Below are 20891 nucleotides of genomic sequence, written 5' to 3'. Positions count from 1 at the left end.
CTCGAGCGAACGTATCGGACCGAGTCCGGCCGCGACGGCGCTCAGAGGACGCTCGGTGTACCCCGCGCGCACCGGTGCGAGGGCTCGCTCATCGGCCGCGGTGCACACCCAGTGTCCAGCGTCCGCGAGCGAGCGCCCTGGCTTTAGCGCTGCATCGACTCCCACACCTTGTGCAGGCGCTTCACCGAAACCGGCATCGGGGTGCGCAACTCCTGCGCAAACAGCGAGATGCGCAATTCTTCGAGCAGCCAGCGGAATTCCGCAAGCCGCGGATCCACGACGCCGCCGCGCTGCGACACCGCGCGCTGATAGTGCTGCAGCAGCGGCTGGAATTCGGCGAACTGGCGCGAGTCGCGTATGGCGTCCGCGCGCAGCTTGTCGATACGCAGCGCCATCCCCTTCAGATAACGCGGGAAATGTGCGAGTTGGGCATACGGCGTATCGACGACAAAACGCTTGCCGATCAGCGCATCGAGCTGATTCTGCAGATCGGTGTACGCGGCCGCGAATGGCTTCGCCTGCAGGAGCTTCTTCGTCAGGCTCGCGTATTCGCCAAGAATCTGACCGACCAGCCGCGAAATTTCCTGCGCGAGCAACGTGAGGCGGCTACGCCCTTCGTCGCGGCGGACATGGAAGCTCGCATCGTCGTCGGGCAGCGGATCCTGCAGACACGCGCGGTCGAGTGCGGTGTCGATCAGCTGATCGCGCAGTTCCTCCTGCGTGCCGCGCGGCATGAACTGCATGGCCATTTCGCGCAGGCCCGGCAGATTCTTCTCCAGATACTTGATTGGCTCCTTCAACTGCAGCGCGAAGAGCCGACGCAAGCCCGCCCGATGAATCCGCGCGGCTTCTTCCGGCGAATCGAACACCTCGACGTCGCAATGGGTGCCACGGTCCACGAGCGCCGGGTAGCCAAACAGCGTCTGACCACCACGGCGAATTTCGAGCAACTCGGGCAACTTGCCGAAATTCCACGTGGTCAGGTTTTCATAGAGCGCGGTGGCTGGTGCGCCTTCGGGTGTCGCGGGTTGCGGCGCGGCCGCGCCCTTGCCGGGCAACGCGCCACTCCGAGCCAAATCTGGAGAGCGTGCAGGTGCCGCAACACCGCCGCCGCCCGCGTCGGCCAAGGCGGCGCCCGCCGCGCCCGAAACGAGCTTCTGGAAATGCTGCTGCGCCTGAGCGCCGAGCTCGGCGCGCAGTTGCGACAAATTTCGCCCCATCGCGAGTTGCCGGCCATGTTCGTCGATGACCTTGAAGTTCATGAACAGATGTGCGGGCAGCGTCTCGAGCTTGAAGTCGGACTGCTTCATCGTGACCTGGGTCTGCTCGCGCAGGTCGGCGATCAGCGCCTCGAGCAAGCCTCCTCCTCCGAAGCGCTGTGCGCCGTGCCGTTCGGCGAAGCCCGCCGCGTACTCGGGGAGCGGCACGCAATGCCGACGCAGCTTTTGCGGCAGCGACTTCAGCAGCATCTGCGCCTTTTCTTTCAGCATCCCGGGCACGAGCCACTCACAGCGGCGCGCGTCGACCTGGTTCAGCGCGTACAGCGGCACTGCGAGCGTCACGCCGTCGCGCGGCGTGCCCGGCTCGAAGTGATAGGTCAGCGCCATCTCGATGCCCGCCATCGTCAGCCGCTTAGGGAACAGATCCGTCGTGACACCCGCCGCCTCGTGCCGCATCAGATCGTCTCGGGACAAATACAACAGCCGCAGCTTGTCCTCCGCCTGGCCGCTCTTTTCGACCTCGTCGCGATACCAGCGCTCGAACGCGGCGCCGGTATGGATGCCGTCCGGCAGCGCCTGATCGTAGAACGCGTAGATCAATTCGTCGTCGACCAGCACGTCCTGGCGGCGCGACTTGTGCTCGAGCTGCTCGATGTCGGCGAGCAGCTTGCGGTTGTGCGCGAAGAACGCAAGCTTCGTGTCGAACTCCCCTTCAACAAGCGCACCGCGAATGAACAGCTCGCGCGCCCGCGCCGGGTCCTGCTTGCCGAATGCGACGCGCCGCCGGTGATAGATCGGCAGGCCGTACAGCATCGCGCGCTCGAACGCGGACACCTGCGCCGCGCGCTTTTCCCAATGCGGCTCGGACAACGACTTCTTGAGCAGATGCGCGCCGACCTTCTCGACCCACTCCGGCTCGATTTTCGCGATACAGCGCGCGTACAGACGGCTCGTTTCGACGAGCTCGGCGGCCATCACCCACTTGCCTGCCTTTTTCACGAGCGCCGAGCCGGGCCACAAATAGAACTTGATGCCACGCGCGCCGAGGTAGTACGGCTCGTCGTCGGCTTTCAGGCCGATGTTGCCGAGCAGACCGGTCAGCAGCGCCAGATGGATCTGCTCGAATGTTGCCTCCGCTTCGTTCAGCCGCCAGCCGTGCTCGCGCACCACCGTCAGCAGCTGCGAGTGGACGTCGCGCCATTCGCGCAGCCGCAGTTGCGACAGGAAGTTCTTGCGGCACTCGTCCTGCAGCTGCCGGTTCGATTTCTTGTGCGCGATCGCTTCGTCGAACCAGTTCCAGATCTTCAGCCACTGCAGGAATTCGGAGCGCTCGTCGGCGAACCGGCGATGCGCCTGGTCCGCCTGCTCCTGCGCTTCGATCGGGCGATCGCGCGGGTCCTGCACGGACAGCGCACTCGCGATGATCAGCACTTCCTTCAGCGCCTGCTGGTCGCGCGCGGCGAGGATCATGCGGCCGACGCGCGGATCGAGCGGCAGTCGCGCGAGTTCGCGGCCGAGCGGCGTCAGGTGGGTGTCGTCGTCGACGGCGCCGAGCTCGTTGAGCAACTGGTAGCCATCGGAAATCGCACGGCCCGGCGGCGGTTCAATAAACGGGAAGGTTTCGATCGCCGTCAGATGCAGCGACTTCATGCGCAGAATCACCGAAGCAAGCGACGAGCGCAGAATTTCCGGATCGGTGAAGCGCGCGCGGCCCTGGAAGTCGCTGTCCTCATACAGACGAATGCAGATGCCATCGGCGACCCGGCCGCAACGCCCCGCGCGCTGGTTCGCGGCGGCCTGCGAAATCGACTCGACCTGCAACTGCTCGACCTTGTTGCGATACGAGTAGCGCTTCACGCGCGCAAGGCCCGTGTCGACCACGTAGCGGATGCCGGGTACCGTCAGCGAAGTTTCGGCGACGTTGGTCGCGAGCACGATGCGGCGCGCGTTCGACGCGCGGAACACGCGCTCCTGCTCGGCGGCCGAGAGCCGCGCGAACAGCGGCAGGATCTCCGTGCGGGGCGGATGATGTTTGCGCAGCGCCTCGGCGGCGTCGCGAATCTCGCGCTCGCCGGGCAGGAATACCAGTACGTCGCCGGGGCCTTCGCGGCACAGTTCGTCGACGGCGTCGACGATCGCCTCCATCAGATCACGATCAGTCTCGCGCTGCGTCTTCGGGCGCTCGCGGCCAGACGAGGTTGCACCCGAGGTCCCTTGCGCCGCCTTGACCGCCGGGCTGTCCTCGACGACCGGACGGTAACGTACCTCGACCGGATACATCCGGCCGCTCACTTCGATCACCGGCGCGGGTTTGTCGTCGCTGCCGAAATGACGCGCAAAACGGTCGGCGTCGATTGTCGCCGAGGTGACGATCAGCTTCAGGTCGGCACGCTTGGGAAGAATCTCCTTCAGGTAGCCGAGCAGAAAATCGATGTTGAGGCTGCGCTCGTGTGCTTCGTCGATGATCAGCGTGTCGTAGGCTTTCAGCAGCGGATCAGTCTGCGTTTCCGCAAGCAGAATGCCGTCGGTCATCAGCTTGACCGATGCGCCCGGCGCGAGGTTGTCGTTGAAGCGCACCTTATAGCCGACCACTTCGCCGAACGGCGTGCCGAGTTCCTCGGCGATACGGCGCCCGGTCGCCGACGCGGCGATCCGGCGCGGCTGCGTATGGCCGATCAGACCATTGCCGCCGGCACCGAGACCACGGCCAAGCGCGAGGCAGATTTTCGGCAACTGCGTGGTCTTGCCCGAGCCGGTTTCGCCCGACACGATCACGACCTGATTCTGCGCGATCGCCCGCGCGATCTCGTCGCGACGACCGGAGACAGGAAGCGCTTCGGGGAACGTGACCGGTGGAATCGGATTCGGCTCGACGACCCGCAACAGCCGCGCTTCGCGCGGCGGGCGAGGTTGTTCCTTGCGCGGCTCGCCCGATTGTTTGTCGCGCGATCCGTGACGTTGCTCGCCGCGGGTCGATCCGCGTTGCTCGCTACGTGGCCCGCGATCTCCCTGTTCGTTGCGAGACGCACGACGCTGTTCAACACGAGGCGTGTCCGAGTGCGCGTCGCGGATTTCATTGCGCTGCTCGCTTTGCCGCGCATCACCTCCCTCGTCGCGAGCCTGCTGGCCATGCTCACCGCGAGGCGCGGCCGAAGGCGTATTGCGGCGCTCGCCTTGCGGCCCGCCCCTCTGCCCGCTTTGCGGCCCATCGCTCTGCTGCTCACGGGCCGCGTTATGAAGCGCAGTACGGAATTGGCCAAGCTGCTCGCTCAACGAAGCGCCACGTTGCTCGCCACGAGCCCCACCGCCCCGCTTCGCACCAGACGCGTCATCCGATTCATCGCGGGATTCACCGCGCCGTTCGTCACTCGCGCCAGCGTGCTCTTCGCGACCTTTTCGACCTGCACCGCCCCCTTCAGGCGGCACCTTTCGCGCAGACGCGCCCGCCCCCCGACGCGCGTCACGCGCCTGATCGGGTTTCGCATCCTGCGCTGGGCGGCGCATCGTGTCGCCGGGGTTGGCCGGCTCGCCGGCCGACGCCGGTTTCTCGTTCGCCCCAGCGGGACTTTTGGGTACATTCGACATGGGGGCGCATTATAATCCCCGGCATGAATTCCCAAACCGACCTCGTCCCCGCGCCCGCGAGCGTCCCGGCCCCCGCCGACTCGCCGGAAACCCTCGCCCAGCACGCGCAATTCGTCGACTGGATGCGTTCCGTCGCCCCGTATATCCACGCGTTCCGAAACAAGACATTCGTCGTGGGTTTCGGCGGCGAAGTGGTGCATCAGGGGCTGCTGAATGCGCTCGTGTCCGACATCGCGCTGCTGCAGGCAATGGGCATCCAGATCGTGCTCGTGCATGGCTCGCGCCCGCAGGTCGAGGAGCAGATGAGCCTGCACGGCGTCGAATCGGAGTTTTCACACGGCATGCGCATCACCGACGCGCGCGCGCTCGAGTCCGCGAAGGAGGCGGCCGGCGAAGTGCGTCTCGACATCGAAGCCGCGATCAGCCAGGGTCTGCCGAACACGCCAATGGCGCACGCGCACATCAGCGTCGTATCGGGCAACTTCGTGACGGCGCGCCCCGTCGGCATTCTGGACGGCGTCGACTTCCAGCACACGGGCCTCGTGCGCAAGATCGACGCGGATTCGATCCGACACTCGCTTGCGAGCCGCAAGCTCGTGCTGCTGTCGCCGCTCGGCTTCTCGCCCACCGGTGAGGCATTCAATCTGTCGATGGAAGACGTGGCCTCGGCCGCGGCGATCGCGCTGCGCGCCGACAAGATCGTGTTCCTGACCGAAACGCCGGGCCTGATGGAAACCGGCGAAAGCGGCACCGAGCTGATCCGCGAACTGTCGCTCGACGACGCCTACAAGCTGCACGAAAGCGGCGAAGTGACCGGCGACGCCGCGTTCTACCTGAAGCATTCGATCCGCGCCTGCCGAGGCGGCGTGCCGCGGGCGCACATCATCCCGTACGCGCTCGACGGCAGCCTGCTGCTCGAACTGTTCCTGCACGATGGCGTCGGCACGATGATTTCGTACGAGAACCTCGAAAGCCTGCGCGAAGCAACGCCGGACGACGTCGGCGGCATTCTCGCGCTGATCGAGCCGCTCGAAACAGACGGCACGCTGGTACGGCGCGGCCGTCACCAGATCGAACGCGATATCGACCATTTCTCGGTGATCGAGCACGACGGCGTGCTGTTCGGCTGCGCGGCGCTGTATCCGTATCCGCAGGAGCGCATCGGCGAAATGGCGTGCCTGACCGTCGCGCCCGAAGCTCAAGGCACCGGCGACGGCGAGCGCCTGCTCAAGCGCATCGAACAGCGCGCGCGGGCACGCGGCCTCACGCGCATTTTCGTGCTCACCACGCGCACCGAACACTGGTTCCTGAAGCGCGGCTTCGTCAAGGTTACGGTCGACGACTTGCCCGAAGACCGCCGCCGACTCTATAACTGGCAGCGCAAATCGCTCGTGCTGATGAAACAGCTTTGAGTACTTCGTGATCGCCCCCATCTGATCCGAACCGGCGTCTGCCCGCCCCACATCGATTACAGGAGAAGCACAGCATGACTCGTATGGTTCAATGCGCGAAGCTCGGCAAGGAAGCCGAAGGCCTCGATTTCCCGCCGCTGCCGGGCGAACTCGGCAAGCGGATCTACGAAAGTATCTCGAAGGAAGCCTGGCAGAGCTGGTTGAAGCAGCAGACCATGTTGATCAACGAAAACCGCCTGAACATGGCCGATCCGCGCGCGCGGCAGTATCTGATGAAGCAGACCGAAAAGTTCTTCTTCGGCGAAGGCGCGGATACCGCGTCGGGCTACGTGCCGCCGTCGGCCTGAGCTTGCCTCGTCCGGGACGACACAACGTGTCGCCCGAACCGGATGAACGCACGCCCACAATCCGCGCCGCGAGCGCGGATTTTTTTCGCACCAACATCGGCCGCGCATCGCGCCCGCCGCTCGCATCGTCTTCGCCTCAAAAAAAGCGCTCGCCAATGTTCTAAGCGGTCCGTTTTTCAGGGCCGTTCCGACCCCGCCAAGTCTCCCGTCCCGCAACGGTTCGAGTCACATTGGCGGCCCTACCTCGCACCACCGATTTGCATGATCCTCTGGCATCGTGCTAACATGTGCCCTCGTTTCAGCCGCAATTCACCTTCATTCGTGTTCTTTCAAGTTGGTTCATCGTGTGTTTGTCCGCGCACGCGCCCTCCTGAATTGAACTGTTTTTAAACAAGAAGGCTCGTCGGTCGTTTCCCCGCCTAAAGCGGAAAATTCAAGACCGGCCTTTTTCGTTTCAAGCCTTCAGTGGCGCATGGGTCAGTTTCCCGCCAGCCCCGCGTCCCTCATGCATCTGCCCCCCTTCCACGGCCACGCAGGTGCAACAGTCAGCACGATCTAGTCGAGTGTTTTTTCGCGAACTTACCGCGAGGCACGGGCGTTTGCTTCTTTTCGCCATCCGTTGCGCCGCCGGATAACCGGTGCCGCGAACAGCCTCGCCTTGCTCACGAAATTACACTTTCCGGCAACCGTGGCGGAACGCATCACGAGTTTCGTCGCAGTCATTGGAGTTTCAACCTTGACCGCTTCCAGCAACGGCTTCTGGCGACATCACAAACCGGAACAGCGTCTTTCCCTCGACGACATCACCGTCGTCGATCACTCCCTCCTGAAACGGGCCGTCGGCGCCATGGCGCTCGGCAACGCGATGGAATGGTTCGATTTCGGCGTGTACAGCTACATCGCGGTCACGCTCGGCAAGGTGTTCTTCCCCTCGTCGAGCCCTTCGGCGCAACTCATTGCGACCTTCGGCACGTTTGCCGCGGCGTTTCTCGTGCGGCCGATCGGCGGCATGGTATTCGGGCCGCTCGGTGACCGCATCGGCCGTCAGCGCGTGCTGGCAATGACGATGATCATGATGGCCGCGGGCACCTTCGCGATCGGCCTGATCCCCAACTACGCGACGATCGGCATTCTCGCGCCGGCGCTGTTGCTGCTTGCGCGCCTCGTGCAGGGCTTCTCGACCGGCGGCGAATACGGCGGCGCCGCGACCTTCATCGCCGAATTCTCGACCGACAAGCGCCGCGGCTTCATGGGCAGCTTTCTCGAGTTCGGCACGTTGATCGGCTACGTGCTCGGCGCGGGCACGGTCGCGCTGCTGACGGCGACGCTGTCGAACGACGCGCTGCTGTCCTGGGGCTGGCGCGTACCATTCCTGATCGCCGGACCGCTCGGCCTGGTGGGTTTGTACATCCGCATGAAGCTCGAGGAAACGCCCGCGTTCAAGAAACAGGCCGAAGAGCGCGAAGCCGAGGACCGCGCGCTGCCCAGCCAGTCGTTGCGCCAGCTGCTCGTGCAGCAGTGGAAGCCGCTGCTGCTGTGTGTCGGCCTCGTGCTGATTTTCAACGTGACCGACTATATGGCGCTGTCGTATCTGCCGAGCTATCTGTCCGCCACGCTGCACTTCAACGAAACGCACGGTCTGTTCCTCGTGCTGCTCGTGATGATCCTGATGATGCCGATGACGCTCGCCGCCGGCCGTCTGTCCGATGCGATCGGCCGCAAGCCCGTGATGCTGCTCGGCTGCGTCGGTCTGTTCGCGCTGTCGATTCCCGCGCTGCTGCTGATCCGGATGGGCACGGTGCTGCCGGTGTTCGGCGGTCTGATGATTCTCGGCGTGCTGCTGTCGTGCTTCACCGGGGTGATGCCGTCGGCGCTGCCGGCGCTGTTCCCGACCCGGATCCGCTACGGCGCGCTCGCGATCGGCTTCAATATCTCGGTGTCGCTGTTCGGCGGCACGACGCCGCTCGTGACCGCATGGCTCGTCGACCGGACCGGCAATCTGATGATGCCCGCCTACTACCTGATGGGCGCATCGCTGATCGGCATCGTGTCGGTACTCGCGTTGCGCGAAACCGCGCGCAAGCCGCTGCTCGGCTCAGGTCCGTGCGTCGCGACGCGCGCTGAAGCGCACGCGGTGCTGCGCGGTGAGCGCGAGGCCGAGGAGATGGATGAACGGTTCGCGGCGGCTGCGACCGCGCGTGCCTGACCTGCGCAGTCATCACGCCAGGCGTAGTTTCTGAAGCGGGCCGGCGACATTCGCCGGCCCGCTTTTTTACGTCAGCAGCGAATCGAACGTCGCGCCAACCTGCGCGCCTTCGACGGTCAGCATGCCCGCGCACACCGGCAGCTTGAAGCGCCGCGGCCCCGCGCTGCCCGGATTGACGTACAGCACGCCGTCGCGCTCGGCGATCGACGGCTTGTGCGAGTGGCCGCTCACCACGACGCGAATGCCATCGTGCTGCGGCACGCAGCCCAGCTCGGCGATGTCGTGGACGACCAGAATCGTCACCTGCTGGATCGTCAGCCGCGCATGCGTCGGTAGAGACGCGGCCCAGTCACCGGTATCGTTGTTGCCGCGCACCGCGGTCAGCGGCGCGATCCGCGCGAGCGCGTCGAGCACGTCCGGGTTGCAGATATCGCCCGCGTGAATGATCGCGTCGCAGCCGTCGAGATAGCGCAACGCTTCGGGACGCACGAGGTTGTGCGTATCCGAGATGAGCCCGATGCGGGTAGCGGTCGAAGGTGAGCGACGTGAAGCCATGCGCAGTCTCACTCCGTCTGCGGCTGCGCCAGCTCTCGCGCCGCCGCCTGAGCACGGCGCTGCCCAGCCAGCAGGCGCCGCGTCAACCCCTGCACGACGACCGACACCACCGCCGCGCACGCAAACCCCGTCGCCACACCGTACTGCGGCAGCAGCATCGCCGTCACCGCGAAGAACGCCGCGAACGAGCCGCGCCCGACCACCATGCCGCGCATCAAGAGCGCCACGAAGTCCGCGCCATGCGCACGCTGCGCCGACACCGCGAGCACGATGCCGAGCAGCGGAAACACCGACACCACGCCACTCCACGCGGCGCCCATCGATGCCGAAGCAGCCGTCACCGCGAGCGTCAGCAATGCGCCCGCGAGCATCCGCACGGCCAGATCCGCACGCCCGACGCGCGCCGCCGGCACATGGCCCGTCGCGCGCGGCAAGCAGCTCTGCGACACCGCGACGGCCGCGCACGCCGCCGCCAGCGCCCACCCAAGCGAGCCGGGCATCCGCACGATCAGCAGTCCCGCGCCGAGCCACCCGGCCATGCCCGCGACCAGTGCGAGCGGCCAGTCGAAGCGTCGGCAGCTCCATCCATAAGCAAGATTGAATGCCTCGGATGCGGCGATCGCCGCAACCGACGCCGCCGACGCCTGCGCCGCGAACGCCGGCCCGTGCTCGACTGCGAGCAGCAGCATGATCGGTCCGGCGACGACCGGCAGTCCCGCGAGCCATCCCGCGACCGACGGCCCCCAGACGCGCGCGGCCGCCGTCAGCGCGGCGAGAAAGGCCGGCACCAGCACGAGCTTCAGCGCGAGCAGCATGCTCAGGCCTCCAGCACGTGTTCGATGCGACGGTCCGGTACGAACCACCACGCGGCGGCAAGCGCGTACAGCACGGCCGACGCCCACGGCACGACGAACGCGAGCCCGATGCCGGTCAGGTAAATGACGACGGAGACCTTGCCCTTGAAGTCGTTGCCGAGCGCTTTGGCCAGCGTCGAGTCGTGTCCATGCTGCGAAATCAGCGTGCGCGTCAGGATGAAATACGCGATCGCCGCCATGAACAGCACGATGCCGTACATCGCGGTCGGCCACGCGGCCAGATGGTTTTCGCCGACCCAGTGCGTCACGGCCGGCAAGAGGGATAGCCAGAACAGCAGATGCAGGTTCGCCCACAAGACCTTGCCGTTGACCTTCTGCACCGCATGGAACATGTGATGGTGATTGTTCCAGTAAATGCCGACGTAGACGAAGCTCAGCACGTATGCGCAGAACACCGGTACGACCGGGCGCAGCGCCGCGAGATCGTGGCCTTCGGGCACCTTCAGCTCGAGCACCATGATCGTGATGATGATGGCGATTACGCCATCGCTGAAGGCTTCGACGCGTCCCTTGCCCATGCGAGTCCCGAAGATCGATGCGGTGGGGCGCACAGCCCGCCTTCGCCTTGCGCGCGGGCCGCGCCGCTGCCGATTATCGGTGAAGGTGTGAGGATTTGTCGATGCGCGAGAGCCGGCCGCGCGGATGGCTCGATCCGCCGCGGCTCACGGATAATGGACGGCGAGCCACACGCTCGGCTCGGTGTCGCTCGTCCATGCGACGCGGTGGCGGCAATGCGCCTCGATCAGCACGTGATCGCCGGGCTTCATCGGATGCGGTTGGGGGTCGCCGTCGAATTCGAGCATCGCCGCGCCGGTGAGCAGCACGACCCATTCGGCGCGCGGGCTGTCGTACCAGAAACCGGGCGGACTCGCCTGCCCGGTCGAGACGATCCGCTCGATCGTCACGCCGCCCCGCTCGACGAGCGCGTCGACCTGCTCCTCGGGCGTCGTCCCCAACTGCGCGACGATGTCGAACAGATTGCCGCTGTTACGTGCGGGTTTGAGCGAGCTTGTCATCAGCGTGTCGCGCCAGCGTCAAGACAGTTCATTGCATCGGCTTGAGCCCATCGAGCAGCGTCGGCACCAGCTCGCTGATGGTCGGATGCACGTGCATCGCGTATTGCAAAGTCGGATACGGCGCGCCCGCGGTCATGATGTCGACGAACGTATGGATCGCCTCGTCGCCCTCGATGCCGTGAATTGCCGCGCCGAGTATCTGTTTGCTGTTCGCATCGACGAGCGCCTTCATGAAGCCGTCGGTCTCGCCACGCTCGCGCGCACGGCCCACGCGCGACATCGGCATCGTCGCGATCAGCGCTTCGCGGCCGCTGTTGCGCACCTCCTGCTCGGACATGCCGACGCGCGCGAGCGGCGGGTCGACGAACACCGCATACGTCATGATCCGCGTGTCGACGCTGCGCGCGCCGCCGTCGAGCAGGTTCGCCGCGACGATCTGGTAGTCGTCGTAGGACGTATGCGTGAACGCGCCGCGACCGTTCACGTCGCCGATCGCCCACACGCCCGGCACGCTGGTGCGCAGCTGGCCGTCGACGATGATCGTGCCGTGCCGGTCGGTCTCGATGCCGGCGACGTCGAGGCCGAGGTCGTCGGTGTTCGGCCTGCGGCCGGTGGCCAACAGCAGGTGCGACGCCTCCATGGCCGGGATGTTCTGCTCGAAGCCGATGCACACGTCGTTCGCGCGATGCGCATGCGGCTCGACGCGCGTCGGCTGCACGCCGAAATGAAACTCGACGCCCTCGCGCGCGAGCACCTTCTGCACCGACTCCGCGAAATCGGCATCCTCGCGGTTCAACACGCGCTCGCCGCGCACGAGCACGCTGACGCGGCTCCCGAAGCGGCGAAACACCTGCGCGAATTCGAGCGCGATATAACTGCCGCCGACGATCACCAGATGATCCGGCAACGCGGTCAGTTCGAGCAGCGTCGAGTTCGTGTAGTACGGAATCCGCTGGATGCCTTCGAGCGGCGGCACGACGGCGCGCGTGCCGGTGTTGATGAAGATTTCGAACGCGCTGAGCTCGTTCAGCAATTGCCCGTCGCGCCCGCAGATAGCGAGCGTGCGCGCGCCGGTGAAGCGCGCGTGGCCGTTGAACACCGTGATGTTTTCCGTGCCGCGCAGCCATTTTTCGACGCCGCTGCGCGACTCTCCGATAATCCGGTCCTTGCGCGCCTTCACGGCCGCCAGATCGACGCCCACTGAACCCACCTGCACGCCGAGCTCCGCCGCATGGCGCGCCACGTGCGCCGCGCGGGCGCTCGCCACATAGGATTTGGTCGGCGTGCAGCCGACGTTCACGCAAGTGCCGCCAAACTCCGCGCGTTCGATCACCGCGGTGCGGCGCCCGCTTTGAGCGAGGCGCACGGCGAGCGGCGAACCGCCTTGTCCCGTACCGATCACGACTGCGTCGAAGTGCTGTGGCATGGCAACTCTCCCCGGCTGGGTGCAGGTCGTAGCATCTTACGCTTAGTGCCACGCGCTGCCATGTCATGTCTGATTGTGCGGGCGCTTTGGCGACGGCCCGTCTTCCCACGCGCCGCGCGCGAGGCGGCGCCAATCAGTTGGGATTACTGCGTATGCTGCGCGGGAAATCTCAGGCGTGGCAATGAACCGCGCAAATCAACTCGCGCGAACGTTGCAGTGCGGCCTGCGCGCCGCGCGCCGCGAACACCCAGCCGACCTGGCCGAGATTGAAGTCCTGCGACACCATCACCTGCATCAGCGCGACCATCGGCAGTACGACCGCTGGCCGGTAAAGCTGGTTTCTGATCAACTCTGACATGACGACCCCCAAACGCGGGGCGCCGCTTCGGCACCGCGCACCAATAATGTTTCGATGGGGGAATTTTAGGGAGTGCGTCGCCGCCGATAAATAGCGGCAACGCGAAGTCACTTGTTCGGCAATCTGAACAATCGCGTCAGGACGCCTTCGCCATGCCGATCAGCTTCGCGTCGTACAGCGTGCGCGCATACGCGCTCGCGCCGACCGGCCGGCTGTACAGATAGCCCTGCTGCTTGTCGCAATCGATCGCGCGCAGGAACGCCGCCTGCTCGGCGGTCTCGACGCCCTCGGCGGTGACGTTCATGCCGAGCGAGTGCGCCATCGCGACGACCGCCTGGGTGATCGCGACCGAATCGCGATGATCGGGCAGCCCCGCGACGAACGACCGGTCGATTTTCAGGTTATGCAGCGGAAAGCGCTTCAGGTACGACAGCGACGAATAACCGGTGCCGAAATCGTCGACCGAGACGCGCACGCCCATTGCGTTCAGCGCGCTCAGCATCGGCAGCACGGTATCGCTGTCGCTCATCAGCAACCGCTCGGTGATCTCGAGTTCGAGCGCGGCCGGTTCGAGCCCGGACTGCGCAAGACAACGTTCGATGCGCTCGAGCAGCCCGTCGTTGAACTGCCGCGGCGACAGATTGACCGCGACGATCAGATGCGGCGCGAGCGAGCGCCGCCACTGCGCGACCTGCTGGCAGGCGTGCTCGAGCACCCAGTCGCCGATCTCGACGATCAGCCCGGCATCCTCGGCGACCGGAATGAATTCGCCCGGCGACACGTTGCCAAGCTCGCTGTTGTACCAGCGCAGCAGCGCTTCCGCACCGATCGTGCGGCCGCTCTGGCTATCGACGATCGGCTGGTACACGAGGCTCAGCTCGTTGGCCGCGAGCGCGCGCCGCAGCGACTGTTCGATCGTGAAACGCCGCTGCAGATGCTGGTTCAGCTCGGCGGTGAAGAACTGGAAGTTGTTGCGGCCGCGCTGCTTCGCGTGATACATCGCCGAATCGGCGTTGCGCATCAGCGTCGCGACGTCCTGGCCGTCTTCGGGAAACAGGCTGATGCCGATAGACGCGCCCAGGTAGTACTCGTTGCCCGCCACCGCGAACGGCACCGCGATCATGTCCAGAATGCGGTGCGCGAGGCCGATCAGCCCGCCGGTATTGCCGTACGCACTGGCGACGATCACGAACTCGTCGCCGCCGACGCGCGCCAGCGTGTCGGCGCACCCGACGCAGGCCGACAGCCGTTCGGCGACCCTGCACAGCAAGGCGTCGCCGGCTTCGTGACCGGCGGTGTCGTTGACCTTCTTGAAGCCGTCGAGATCGACGAACAGCACGGCGACGCTGGTGAGCTCGCCGTCATGGTCGCCGGCGGCGCGCGGCGCGAACAGGTCGCGCATCCGCTCGGTCAGGTAGGCGCGGTTGTAGAGGCCGGTCAGCGAATCGCGTGTGGCGAGGTACTTCAGCTGGCGCTGCGCCTCGCGCACCGGCCCGATGTCGGAAAACGAAATCAGCACGGAGTCCGGCTCGCTGTCGCCGGGCCGCAGGATCGGCACGACGTTCTGCGTGATCCACACGACTTCGCCGCCGATCAGTTCGAGGCCGACCGTCACGCCGAGCATCGGCTTGCCGGTCGCAAAGACCTGCGAGACCGGACGGTTGACTTCGCCGATGACCGAGCCGTCCTCGCCGAACGCGCGTGTCATCACGGTCCGCATGCTGCTGCCGACGACCTCCGGTGTCACGTGCAGCATGCGCTGCGCACTCGGATTGCAGGCGAGCACGATGCCGGTGCGCGACTGCACGACGATGCCCTCGCTGAGATGATCGACGACCAGCCGGTGACGCTCCTCGCTATGCGCGAGGCGCTGCGCCATCACGTCCTGATGGACCGCAAGGCCGACGCTGCTGCCGATGTCGCGCAGCATCGCCTCTTCTTCGGGGGTCGGACAGCGGGTGGCGCGGTAGTAGACGGCGAACGCGCCGAGCACGATGCCCGCGTCGTTTTCGAAGGGCACGGACCAGCATGCGCGCAAGCCGTGCGGCAACGCGAAATCGCGGAAGTTTTCCCACAGCGGATCGGATTCGATGTCGTCGACGATCACCAGACGCCGCTCGAACATCGCCGTGCCGCACGAGCCGACGCGCGGACCGATCGCCGCGCCCTCGATCGCGGCGCTGTACGCGGGCGGCAGCGACGGCGCGCCGCCGACGCGCACATGCACGCCGTCCGGGTCGAGCAGCAGGATCGAGCAGCACGCGCCGTCGCCGAGCAGCGCCTCGGCGCGACGGCAGACTTCGTCGAGCAGTTCAGGCAGCGGCGTGTTGCGGGTGATCAGCCGCAACACGCTGCGCTCGGACGCGAGTACCTCCTCGGCCCGTTCCGGCCGGTAGCGGCCGCCCTCCGACGCAGCTGTCGTCGTGCCACGTGATGTTGCTTCGCAAAGCATAGTTGCGCCCCCCAAACCCAACATCGGCAAGTTAGTGTACGCGGCACACCGGGGTTTACGCTAAGTCCAGCGTGAAAATCTGCCATGCATCGCGTGCGGACGGCTCCGGTGTGGCGTGCCAGCATCGGTTGATGCCGGTACGACGGGCGACGGCAGTGCTGGCGCCGTCTGTTCGTGGCCCGCAGGCGCCGCAGCGGCTCGACGCTGGGCCGGCAGTTGCGCGACGACCGGGTAGTCGGCCGCAGGGCCCGCGCGCACGTTGGACCCGCTGTTCGTATAGGCCTGTGACTGCGCGCTGCCAACATATAGACGTTGCGCCTACTTCATGACACGCGAAGGTGCGCGAGCGCCGACCTGGGCCGGCAGCCCGCGCGGCAACATCTGGTAACGACCCGCCCGAATTCCCGCGTTGTTCGGACGTCCGCGAGGCGCGCGACCGGTCGATCATCGGCGGCATGATCAACCGATGCACCGCCCGGACCCTGATGACCCTCTTGCGCCCCCTCCTGATCGCCGGACTGCTGCTCGCGCATCCGCACGCCAACGCTGCGAGCTTCGATTGCCAGCGCGGCCGCTCGCCGGCCGAGCGCATGATTTGCGGCGACGCCGCCCTGTCGACGCTCGACGACACGTTGGGCCAACTCTACTGGAAGGCACGGCGGCGAGTCGCCCAGCGCCGCGCGTTCATCGACGACAGCGACAGCAAGTGGGCCTGGCGCGAAGCGAACTGCCGCGACGCCGCGTGTCTGCGGACGTGGTACGCGACGCGTATCGACGAATTGCAGCGACTGCTGGCGAGCCTGCCGAGCGGCGCGCGGCACGCGGCGTCCGTGGATGCGGATGCGCACTCCGCCCCGTCGACGCTGCAATGCACGGCCGCGCAGCCCGACCTTGTGGTGAACGAGCAGTGTGCGAGCGTGATCGGGCAGTCCGGCAAGCGGTGGAAGTATCAGCCGCGCGATGCCGACTGGTTCTGCGGCGTGGCCACGCTCGAGGCGGCGGACATGGCGCCATCGCAATCACAACCGCAGGTGCAGGCGAGCGTCGGGCAATGAGACGGCGGAACGCGCTGACTACGACAACAATCAACCCGTGCGCCGGATCAATTGCGCGCCGGCGGCAGTTGCGCCGGGACGCTCAGCCGGCGGCCGACGGCTCGCCGCCCTCGCTCGTGCCGAACAGCTCCGCGCAAAGCTGCGCGCCGATTTCACTCAGCGACGCGGCTCCGGTGCCATCGTCGTGGCACATCGTATCGACGAGACCGCTTCCCGAGAGCGCCGTCAATTGCCGCCGCAAGCTGCTCATCGGCACGCCGGCCTGCTTCGACAGCTTCGCGAGCGACCACGCGCGCCAGGGTGTCTCGCGATGCGCGCGCCATAGCTGCGCGAGTATCGCGGCGAGTTGCGGGTCGATGTCGTCGTCATCCATGTCGGTCTACCTGTCGTGATGTGTCGTTTTGCATCGCCGTAGCGCCTGTCACGCCATCGTCGTAGCCAGCTCACCGAGCGTCTTCAACGCCGCTTCGGCCTGCGCGGTCCACGGATAGCTGTAGTTGAGCCGGATGAAGTGCCGAAAATCGTTGCGCGTCGAAAACATCATCCCCGGCCCGACCGTGATCCCGCGTTCGAGCGCTGCCTGATAAAGCCGCATCGAATCGCTCACAACGGGCAGCTCGACCCACAGCACGTAGCCGCCCCGCGGCGTCGACACGCGCGTGCCGACCGGGAAAAAGCGCAGCACCAGCGCGCTCATGATGCTCGCCTGCTGCCGGTACACGCGGCGCAGGTGCCGCAAATGGCGGTCGTAGCCGTCCTGACGCAAATAATCGGCGACCGCGATCTGGGGCACCGACGGCGTCGTCAGCGTATTCAGGAACTTGAGCTTCTCGACCTGCGCGCGATAGCGCCCCGGCAGCGCCCAGCCGATCCGGTACGACGCCGTCAGGCTTTTCGAAAACGACGCACAGTGCAGCACGAGCCCTTGGGTGTCGAAGGTCTTCAGCGTCGACGGCCGCGTGTCGCCGAAATACAGCTCCTGGTAGACATCGTTCTCGATCGCCGGAATCTCGTGCGCGGCCAGCAGTTCGACCAGTTGCCGCTTGCGCTCGTCGGACATGCAGAAGCCGAGCGGATTCTGGAAATTCGGCATCACCATGCACGCGGCGATCTTCTGCCGCGCGATCGCCTTCGCGAGCGCGTCGATGTCGATGCCGTCGACCGGATGCGTCGCCACCTCGATCGCGCGCATGCCGAGGCGCTCGATGGCGTGCAGCATCGCGTAGTAGGTCGGCGACTCGACCGCGACGGTGTCGCCCGGCTTGGCGACCGCCTGCAGGCTCAGGTTGATCGCCTCGGTCGCGCCGAGCGTGATCACGATTTCGCCCGGATCGACCGGCAGACCGTTTTCCGCATAGCGCCGCGCGATCTGCCGGATCAGCTCGGGGTTGCCCGGCGGCAGATCGTCGATCAGATTCCAGCTCGCGTGCCGCCGCGCGATCGCGTTGGCGTACTGGTTGATGCGCCGCCACGGGAACAGCGACGGATCGGGATACGGCGAGCCGAACGGCACGGCGTCATGCGCGCGGATGCTGCGTAGCGTCGACAGCACGAGCCGGCTCACATCGACCGTCGCGGGCACTGGCGGCGGCGCGGACTCGCGGCCCGCGCGGGCCGCGGCGGGCGCCGGCGCGAGCGCCCGCGCGGCCGCGTCGCGCACGAAATAGCCCGACTGCGGCCGGCTCTCGACGATGCCGCGGCTCTCCAGCAGCGCATACGCGTGCAGCACCGTCTTGATGCTGACGCCGTGCTGCTGGCTCGCCTGACGCACCGACGCAACCCGCTCGCCGGCCGCGAACACGCCGCGGCGCACGGCTTCGGTGATTTCGTCGGCGAGTTTTTCGTAGAGCTTCATGCGAGTCGGGTGGATTCGGGCGGCTTCAGGCATCGTCGCGCAACTGTACTCCTATTCTTTCCAATTTTCTGTATCCAACGTGGTTTGTGGAACACAGTACGCTCTCCAGCATTGGGCTGTAAAGCCCGTCGAATCTGTCCACCGCCACGTCATGAAGAACGAAACACAAGCCGAAGCCCGCATCGAGCCGTACAAGCACCCCGCCGCTGGCTGGGGCGCGCTGAAGTATGTCGCCATCAATCTGCTCAAGGAAAAGGTCGCGGGCGGCAACTACCGCACGCTGCTCAAGCAGAACCAGCCTGACGGCTTCGACTGCCCCGGCTGCGCGTGGCCGGATCGCGAGCATGCGTCGACATTCGAGTTCTGCGAAAACGGCGTGAAGGCCGTGGCCGCCGAGGCCACCGGCAAGCGCGTGACGCCCGCGTTCTTCGAGCGGCACAGCGTCACGGAGCTGATGACGCAATCCGACTTCGAACTCGAGCAGCACGGCCGCCTGACCGATCCGCTCGTCTACGACGCCGCGCGCGACCGCTATGTGCCGATCGGCTGGGACGACGCGTTCGCGCTGATCGCGAGCCATCTGAAGCGTCTCGACGATCCTGACCGCGCTGCGTTCTATACCTCGGGCCGCGCGAGCAACGAAGCCGCATTCCTGTACCAGCTGTTCGTGCGCATGTACGGCACCAACAATTTTCCCGATTGCTCGAACATGTGCCACGAGGCGACGAGCCGTGGCCTGCCGCACACGGTCGGCATCGGCAAGGGCACGGTCACGCTCGATGACTTCGAACACGCGGATACGCTGCTGATCTTCGGCCAGAATCCGGCCACCAACCATCCGCGCATGCTCGGCGAGCTGCGCGAATGCGCGAAGCGCGGCGCCACGATCGTGTCGATCAATCCGCTGAAGGAGCGCGGCCTCGAACGCTTCGCGAGCCCGCAGCATCCGGTCGAAATGCTGACGATGGGCAGCACGAAAATCAGCTCGGTATTCATCCGTCCGAAGGTCGGCGGCGATTTCGCGCTGATCAAGGGCGTCGCCAAACGCGTGCTCGAACTGGATGACGAAGCGCTCGTGTCGGGCCTCGAGCGCGTGCTCGACTTCGGCTTCATCGCCCAGCACACAGTCGGCTTCGCTGCCTTCGCCGACGATCTGCGCGCCGAGCGCTGGGACACGATCGTCGCCGAGGCAGGCGTGCCGCTCGATGAGGTGCTGAAGCTCGCCGATATCTACGTGAAGGGCCGCGCGGTGATTTCGACCTGGGGTATGGGTCTCACGCAGCACAAGAACTCGGTCGCGACGGTACAGCTGCTGTCGAATCTGATGATGATGCGCGGCAATATCGGCCGGCGCGGCGCGGGGCTGTGCCCGGTGCGCGGCCACTCGAACGTGCAGGGCGACCGCACCGTCGGTATCGAAGAAAAGCCTGCTGAAGCGTTTCTCGACAAGCTCGGCGCAGCCTACGACTTCGCGCCGCCGCGCGAGCACGGACTCGACGTCGTCAACACGATTCAGGCGATGCTCGACGGCAAGGTGAAGGTATTCATCGGGCTGGGCGGCAATTTCTCGATCGCGACGCCGGACACGCCGCGCACGTGGGACGCGATGCGCGCATGCGATCTGACCGTGCACGTGACGACGAAGCTCAATCGCAGCCACCTCGTGCATGGCCGCGACGCGCTGATCCTGCCGACGCTCGGACGCACCGAGATCGATGTACAGAACGGCGTGGCACAAGGCGTCAGCGTCGAGGATTCGATGAGCATGGTGCACATCTCGTATGGGATGAACAAGCCGGCGTCGGACAATCTGCTTTCCGAAGTGGCGATCGTCGCGCGCATGGCGCATGCGACTTTGGGCAGCGGCAAGGTGGACTGGCTCGCCCATGCGGCCGACTACGCGCTGATTCGCGAGGGCATCGCGAAGGTGATCGACGGTTTCGACGACTACAACGAGCGTCTGAAGAAGCCGGGCGGCTTCCATCTCGGCGTCGCATCGCGCGATCGCATCTGGAAAACGCCGAGCGGCAAGGCACAGTTCATCGTCCACGCGATCGCGCTCGACACGCCGATTCACCAGGCGAAGAAGCAACATGGCGAACGCCTGATGACGCTGATGACCACCCGCTCACATGATCAGTACAACACGACGATTTACGGTCTCGACGATCGCTATCGCGGCGTCTACGGACAGCGGCGCGTGCTGTTCGCCAACAAGGACGATCTCGCGATGCTCGGGTTCGCGGCTGGTCAGCGCGTCGATATCACGAGCGTGTGGGCCGATGGCATCGAGCGACGCGTGGACGGTTTTCTGCTCGTCGAGTACGACATTCCGCGCGGCTGCCTCGGCGCTTATTATCCGGAGACGAATCCGCTGGTGCCGCTCTCCTCGGTCGCAGATGGCGCGGGTACGCCGACGTCGAAATCGATTCCGGTGTTGTTGACGGCGTCGATGGTGGAGGATGCCGCGGAACTGGCGGCTTGAAGTCAGCTCCGTTTGTCGCGCCTGCCGCGCCTGCCGCGCGGCGT

General features: G+C 65.9%; 15 protein-coding genes and 1 pseudogene. 5 read left to right on the top strand and 11 right to left on the bottom strand.

The window, feature by feature from the left end; translation table 11 throughout:
* Window positions 1-143 precede the first annotated feature (143 nt).
* On the bottom strand, window positions 144-4805 hold the full coding sequence (gene hrpA, locus OKW30_RS06340; protein WP_429346282.1) for an ATP-dependent RNA helicase HrpA: 4662 nt from the start codon (window positions 4803-4805) through the stop codon (window positions 144-146).
* Window positions 4806-4828: 23 nt separating this feature from the next.
* Between hrpA and argA the strand changes: the two genes are divergently transcribed.
* The 3 genes from argA (at window position 4829) to proP (ending at window position 8770) form a co-directional block, all read left to right on the top strand.
* A complete protein-coding gene (argA, locus tag OKW30_RS06335; protein ID WP_184070952.1) occupies window positions 4829-6217 on the top strand; it encodes an amino-acid N-acetyltransferase in 1389 nt (462 codons plus the stop codon).
* 74 nt (window positions 6218-6291) lie between these two features.
* Window positions 6292-6564 (top strand): oxidative damage protection protein, encoded by a 273-nt coding sequence (locus OKW30_RS06330; protein ID WP_026225286.1) that lies wholly within the window; start codon window positions 6292-6294, stop codon window positions 6562-6564.
* Between the two features lie 736 nt (window positions 6565-7300).
* Entirely contained in the window at window positions 7301-8770 is a 1470-nt protein-coding gene (proP, locus tag OKW30_RS06325) for a glycine betaine/L-proline transporter ProP (protein ID WP_090800879.1), read from the top strand.
* 66 nt (window positions 8771-8836) lie between these two features.
* On the opposite strand, the gene OKW30_RS06320 is transcribed toward proP, so the two are convergent.
* From OKW30_RS06320 to OKW30_RS06285, 8 genes and pseudogenes are all read right to left on the bottom strand, one after another.
* Window positions 8837-9325: a metallophosphoesterase family protein gene (locus OKW30_RS06320; RefSeq protein WP_184070954.1), complete on the bottom strand. Its 489-nt coding sequence runs from the start codon at window positions 9323-9325 to the stop codon at window positions 8837-8839.
* A gap of 8 nt (window positions 9326-9333) precedes the next feature.
* Complete coding sequence (locus tag OKW30_RS06315) at window positions 9334-10140, bottom strand: hypothetical protein (RefSeq protein WP_429346281.1); 807 nt, start codon at window positions 10138-10140, stop codon at window positions 9334-9336.
* 2 nt (window positions 10141-10142) lie between these two features.
* Window positions 10143-10718, bottom strand: a complete 576-nt coding sequence (locus OKW30_RS06310) for a TMEM175 family protein (protein ID WP_184022166.1) — start codon at window positions 10716-10718, stop codon at window positions 10143-10145.
* A 144-nt stretch (window positions 10719-10862) separates the two neighbouring features.
* Window positions 10863-11216, bottom strand: a complete 354-nt coding sequence (locus OKW30_RS06305; RefSeq protein ID WP_429346280.1) for a cupin domain-containing protein — start codon at window positions 11214-11216, stop codon at window positions 10863-10865.
* Between the two features lie 28 nt (window positions 11217-11244).
* Complete coding sequence (locus OKW30_RS06300; protein ID WP_429346279.1) at window positions 11245-12642, bottom strand: FAD-containing oxidoreductase; 1398 nt, start codon at window positions 12640-12642, stop codon at window positions 11245-11247.
* 169 nt (window positions 12643-12811) lie between these two features.
* A complete protein-coding gene (locus tag OKW30_RS06295) occupies window positions 12812-13000 on the bottom strand; it encodes a hypothetical protein (protein WP_062129896.1) in 189 nt (62 codons plus the stop codon).
* A 136-nt stretch (window positions 13001-13136) separates the two neighbouring features.
* Window positions 13137-15452, bottom strand: coding sequence for a putative bifunctional diguanylate cyclase/phosphodiesterase (locus OKW30_RS06290; RefSeq protein WP_429346278.1), 2316 nt, complete (start codon window positions 15450-15452; stop codon window positions 13137-13139).
* Window positions 15453-15662: 210 nt separating this feature from the next.
* Window positions 15663-15755, bottom strand: a pseudogene (locus OKW30_RS06285) (SH3 domain-containing protein); the annotation flags it as partial.
* A gap of 182 nt (window positions 15756-15937) precedes the next feature.
* Here OKW30_RS06285 and OKW30_RS06280 point away from each other — a divergent pair.
* Window positions 15938-16507 carry a lysozyme inhibitor LprI family protein gene (locus tag OKW30_RS06280; RefSeq protein WP_429347730.1) on the top strand — a complete coding sequence of 190 codons (570 nt, stop codon included), beginning with the start codon at window positions 15938-15940 and terminating at the stop codon, window positions 16505-16507.
* Window positions 16508-16589: 82 nt separating this feature from the next.
* Here the strand turns inward: OKW30_RS06280 and OKW30_RS06275 are convergent, their stop codons facing one another.
* Together OKW30_RS06275 and OKW30_RS06270 are read right to left on the bottom strand one after the other, a co-directional pair.
* Window positions 16590-16880, bottom strand: coding sequence for a helix-turn-helix domain-containing protein (locus tag OKW30_RS06275; RefSeq protein WP_184063836.1), 291 nt, complete (start codon window positions 16878-16880; stop codon window positions 16590-16592).
* Between the two features lie 48 nt (window positions 16881-16928).
* Window positions 16929-18362, bottom strand: a complete 1434-nt coding sequence (locus OKW30_RS06270) for a PLP-dependent aminotransferase family protein (RefSeq protein ID WP_429346277.1) — start codon at window positions 18360-18362, stop codon at window positions 16929-16931.
* Window positions 18363-18513: 151 nt separating this feature from the next.
* Between OKW30_RS06270 and OKW30_RS06265 the strand changes: the two genes are divergently transcribed.
* Window positions 18514-20847 (top strand): FdhF/YdeP family oxidoreductase, encoded by a 2334-nt coding sequence (locus OKW30_RS06265; protein WP_429346276.1) that lies wholly within the window; start codon window positions 18514-18516, stop codon window positions 20845-20847.
* Window positions 20848-20891: the final 44 nt, after the last annotated feature.

This window comes from Paraburkholderia sp. Clong3 (assembly GCF_050436485.1).
Classification (GTDB): domain Bacteria; phylum Pseudomonadota; class Gammaproteobacteria; order Burkholderiales; family Burkholderiaceae; genus Paraburkholderia; species Paraburkholderia tuberum.
Note: the sequence above shows the minus strand (reverse complement) of the source record. Positions and strands in the feature narration are given on the sequence as shown.

Bases quoted from the DNA above. Each gene is read 5' to 3' on its own strand.
- hrpA (WP_429346282.1), bottom strand. From the start codon at position 4,805: ATGTCGAATGTACCCAAAAGTCCCGCTGGGGCGAACGAGAAACCGGCG.
- OKW30_RS06300 (WP_429346279.1), bottom strand. From the start codon at position 12,642: ATGCCACAGCACTTCGACGCAGTCGTGATCGGTACGGGACAAGGCGGT.
- OKW30_RS06330 (WP_026225286.1), top strand. From the start codon at position 6,292: ATGACTCGTATGGTTCAATGCGCGAAGCTCGGCAAGGAAGCCGAAGGC.
- argA (WP_184070952.1), top strand. From the start codon at position 4,829: ATGAATTCCCAAACCGACCTCGTCCCCGCGCCCGCGAGCGTCCCGGCC.
- OKW30_RS06315 (WP_429346281.1), bottom strand. From the start codon at position 10,140: ATGCTGCTCGCGCTGAAGCTCGTGCTGGTGCCGGCCTTTCTCGCCGCG.
- OKW30_RS06295 (WP_062129896.1), bottom strand. From the start codon at position 13,000: ATGTCAGAGTTGATCAGAAACCAGCTTTACCGGCCAGCGGTCGTACTG.
- OKW30_RS06280 (WP_429347730.1), top strand. From the start codon at position 15,938: ATGACCCTCTTGCGCCCCCTCCTGATCGCCGGACTGCTGCTCGCGCAT.
- OKW30_RS06305 (WP_429346280.1), bottom strand. From the start codon at position 11,216: ATGACAAGCTCGCTCAAACCCGCACGTAACAGCGGCAATCTGTTCGAC.
- OKW30_RS06320 (WP_184070954.1), bottom strand. From the start codon at position 9,325: ATGGCTTCACGTCGCTCACCTTCGACCGCTACCCGCATCGGGCTCATC.
- OKW30_RS06290 (WP_429346278.1), bottom strand. From the start codon at position 15,452: ATGCTTTGCGAAGCAACATCACGTGGCACGACGACAGCTGCGTCGGAG.
- OKW30_RS06270 (WP_429346277.1), bottom strand. From the start codon at position 18,362: ATGAAGCTCTACGAAAAACTCGCCGACGAAATCACCGAAGCCGTGCGC.
- OKW30_RS06275 (WP_184063836.1), bottom strand. From the start codon at position 16,880: ATGGATGACGACGACATCGACCCGCAACTCGCCGCGATACTCGCGCAG.
- OKW30_RS06265 (WP_429346276.1), top strand. From the start codon at position 18,514: ATGAAGAACGAAACACAAGCCGAAGCCCGCATCGAGCCGTACAAGCAC.
- OKW30_RS06310 (WP_184022166.1), bottom strand. From the start codon at position 10,718: ATGGGCAAGGGACGCGTCGAAGCCTTCAGCGATGGCGTAATCGCCATC.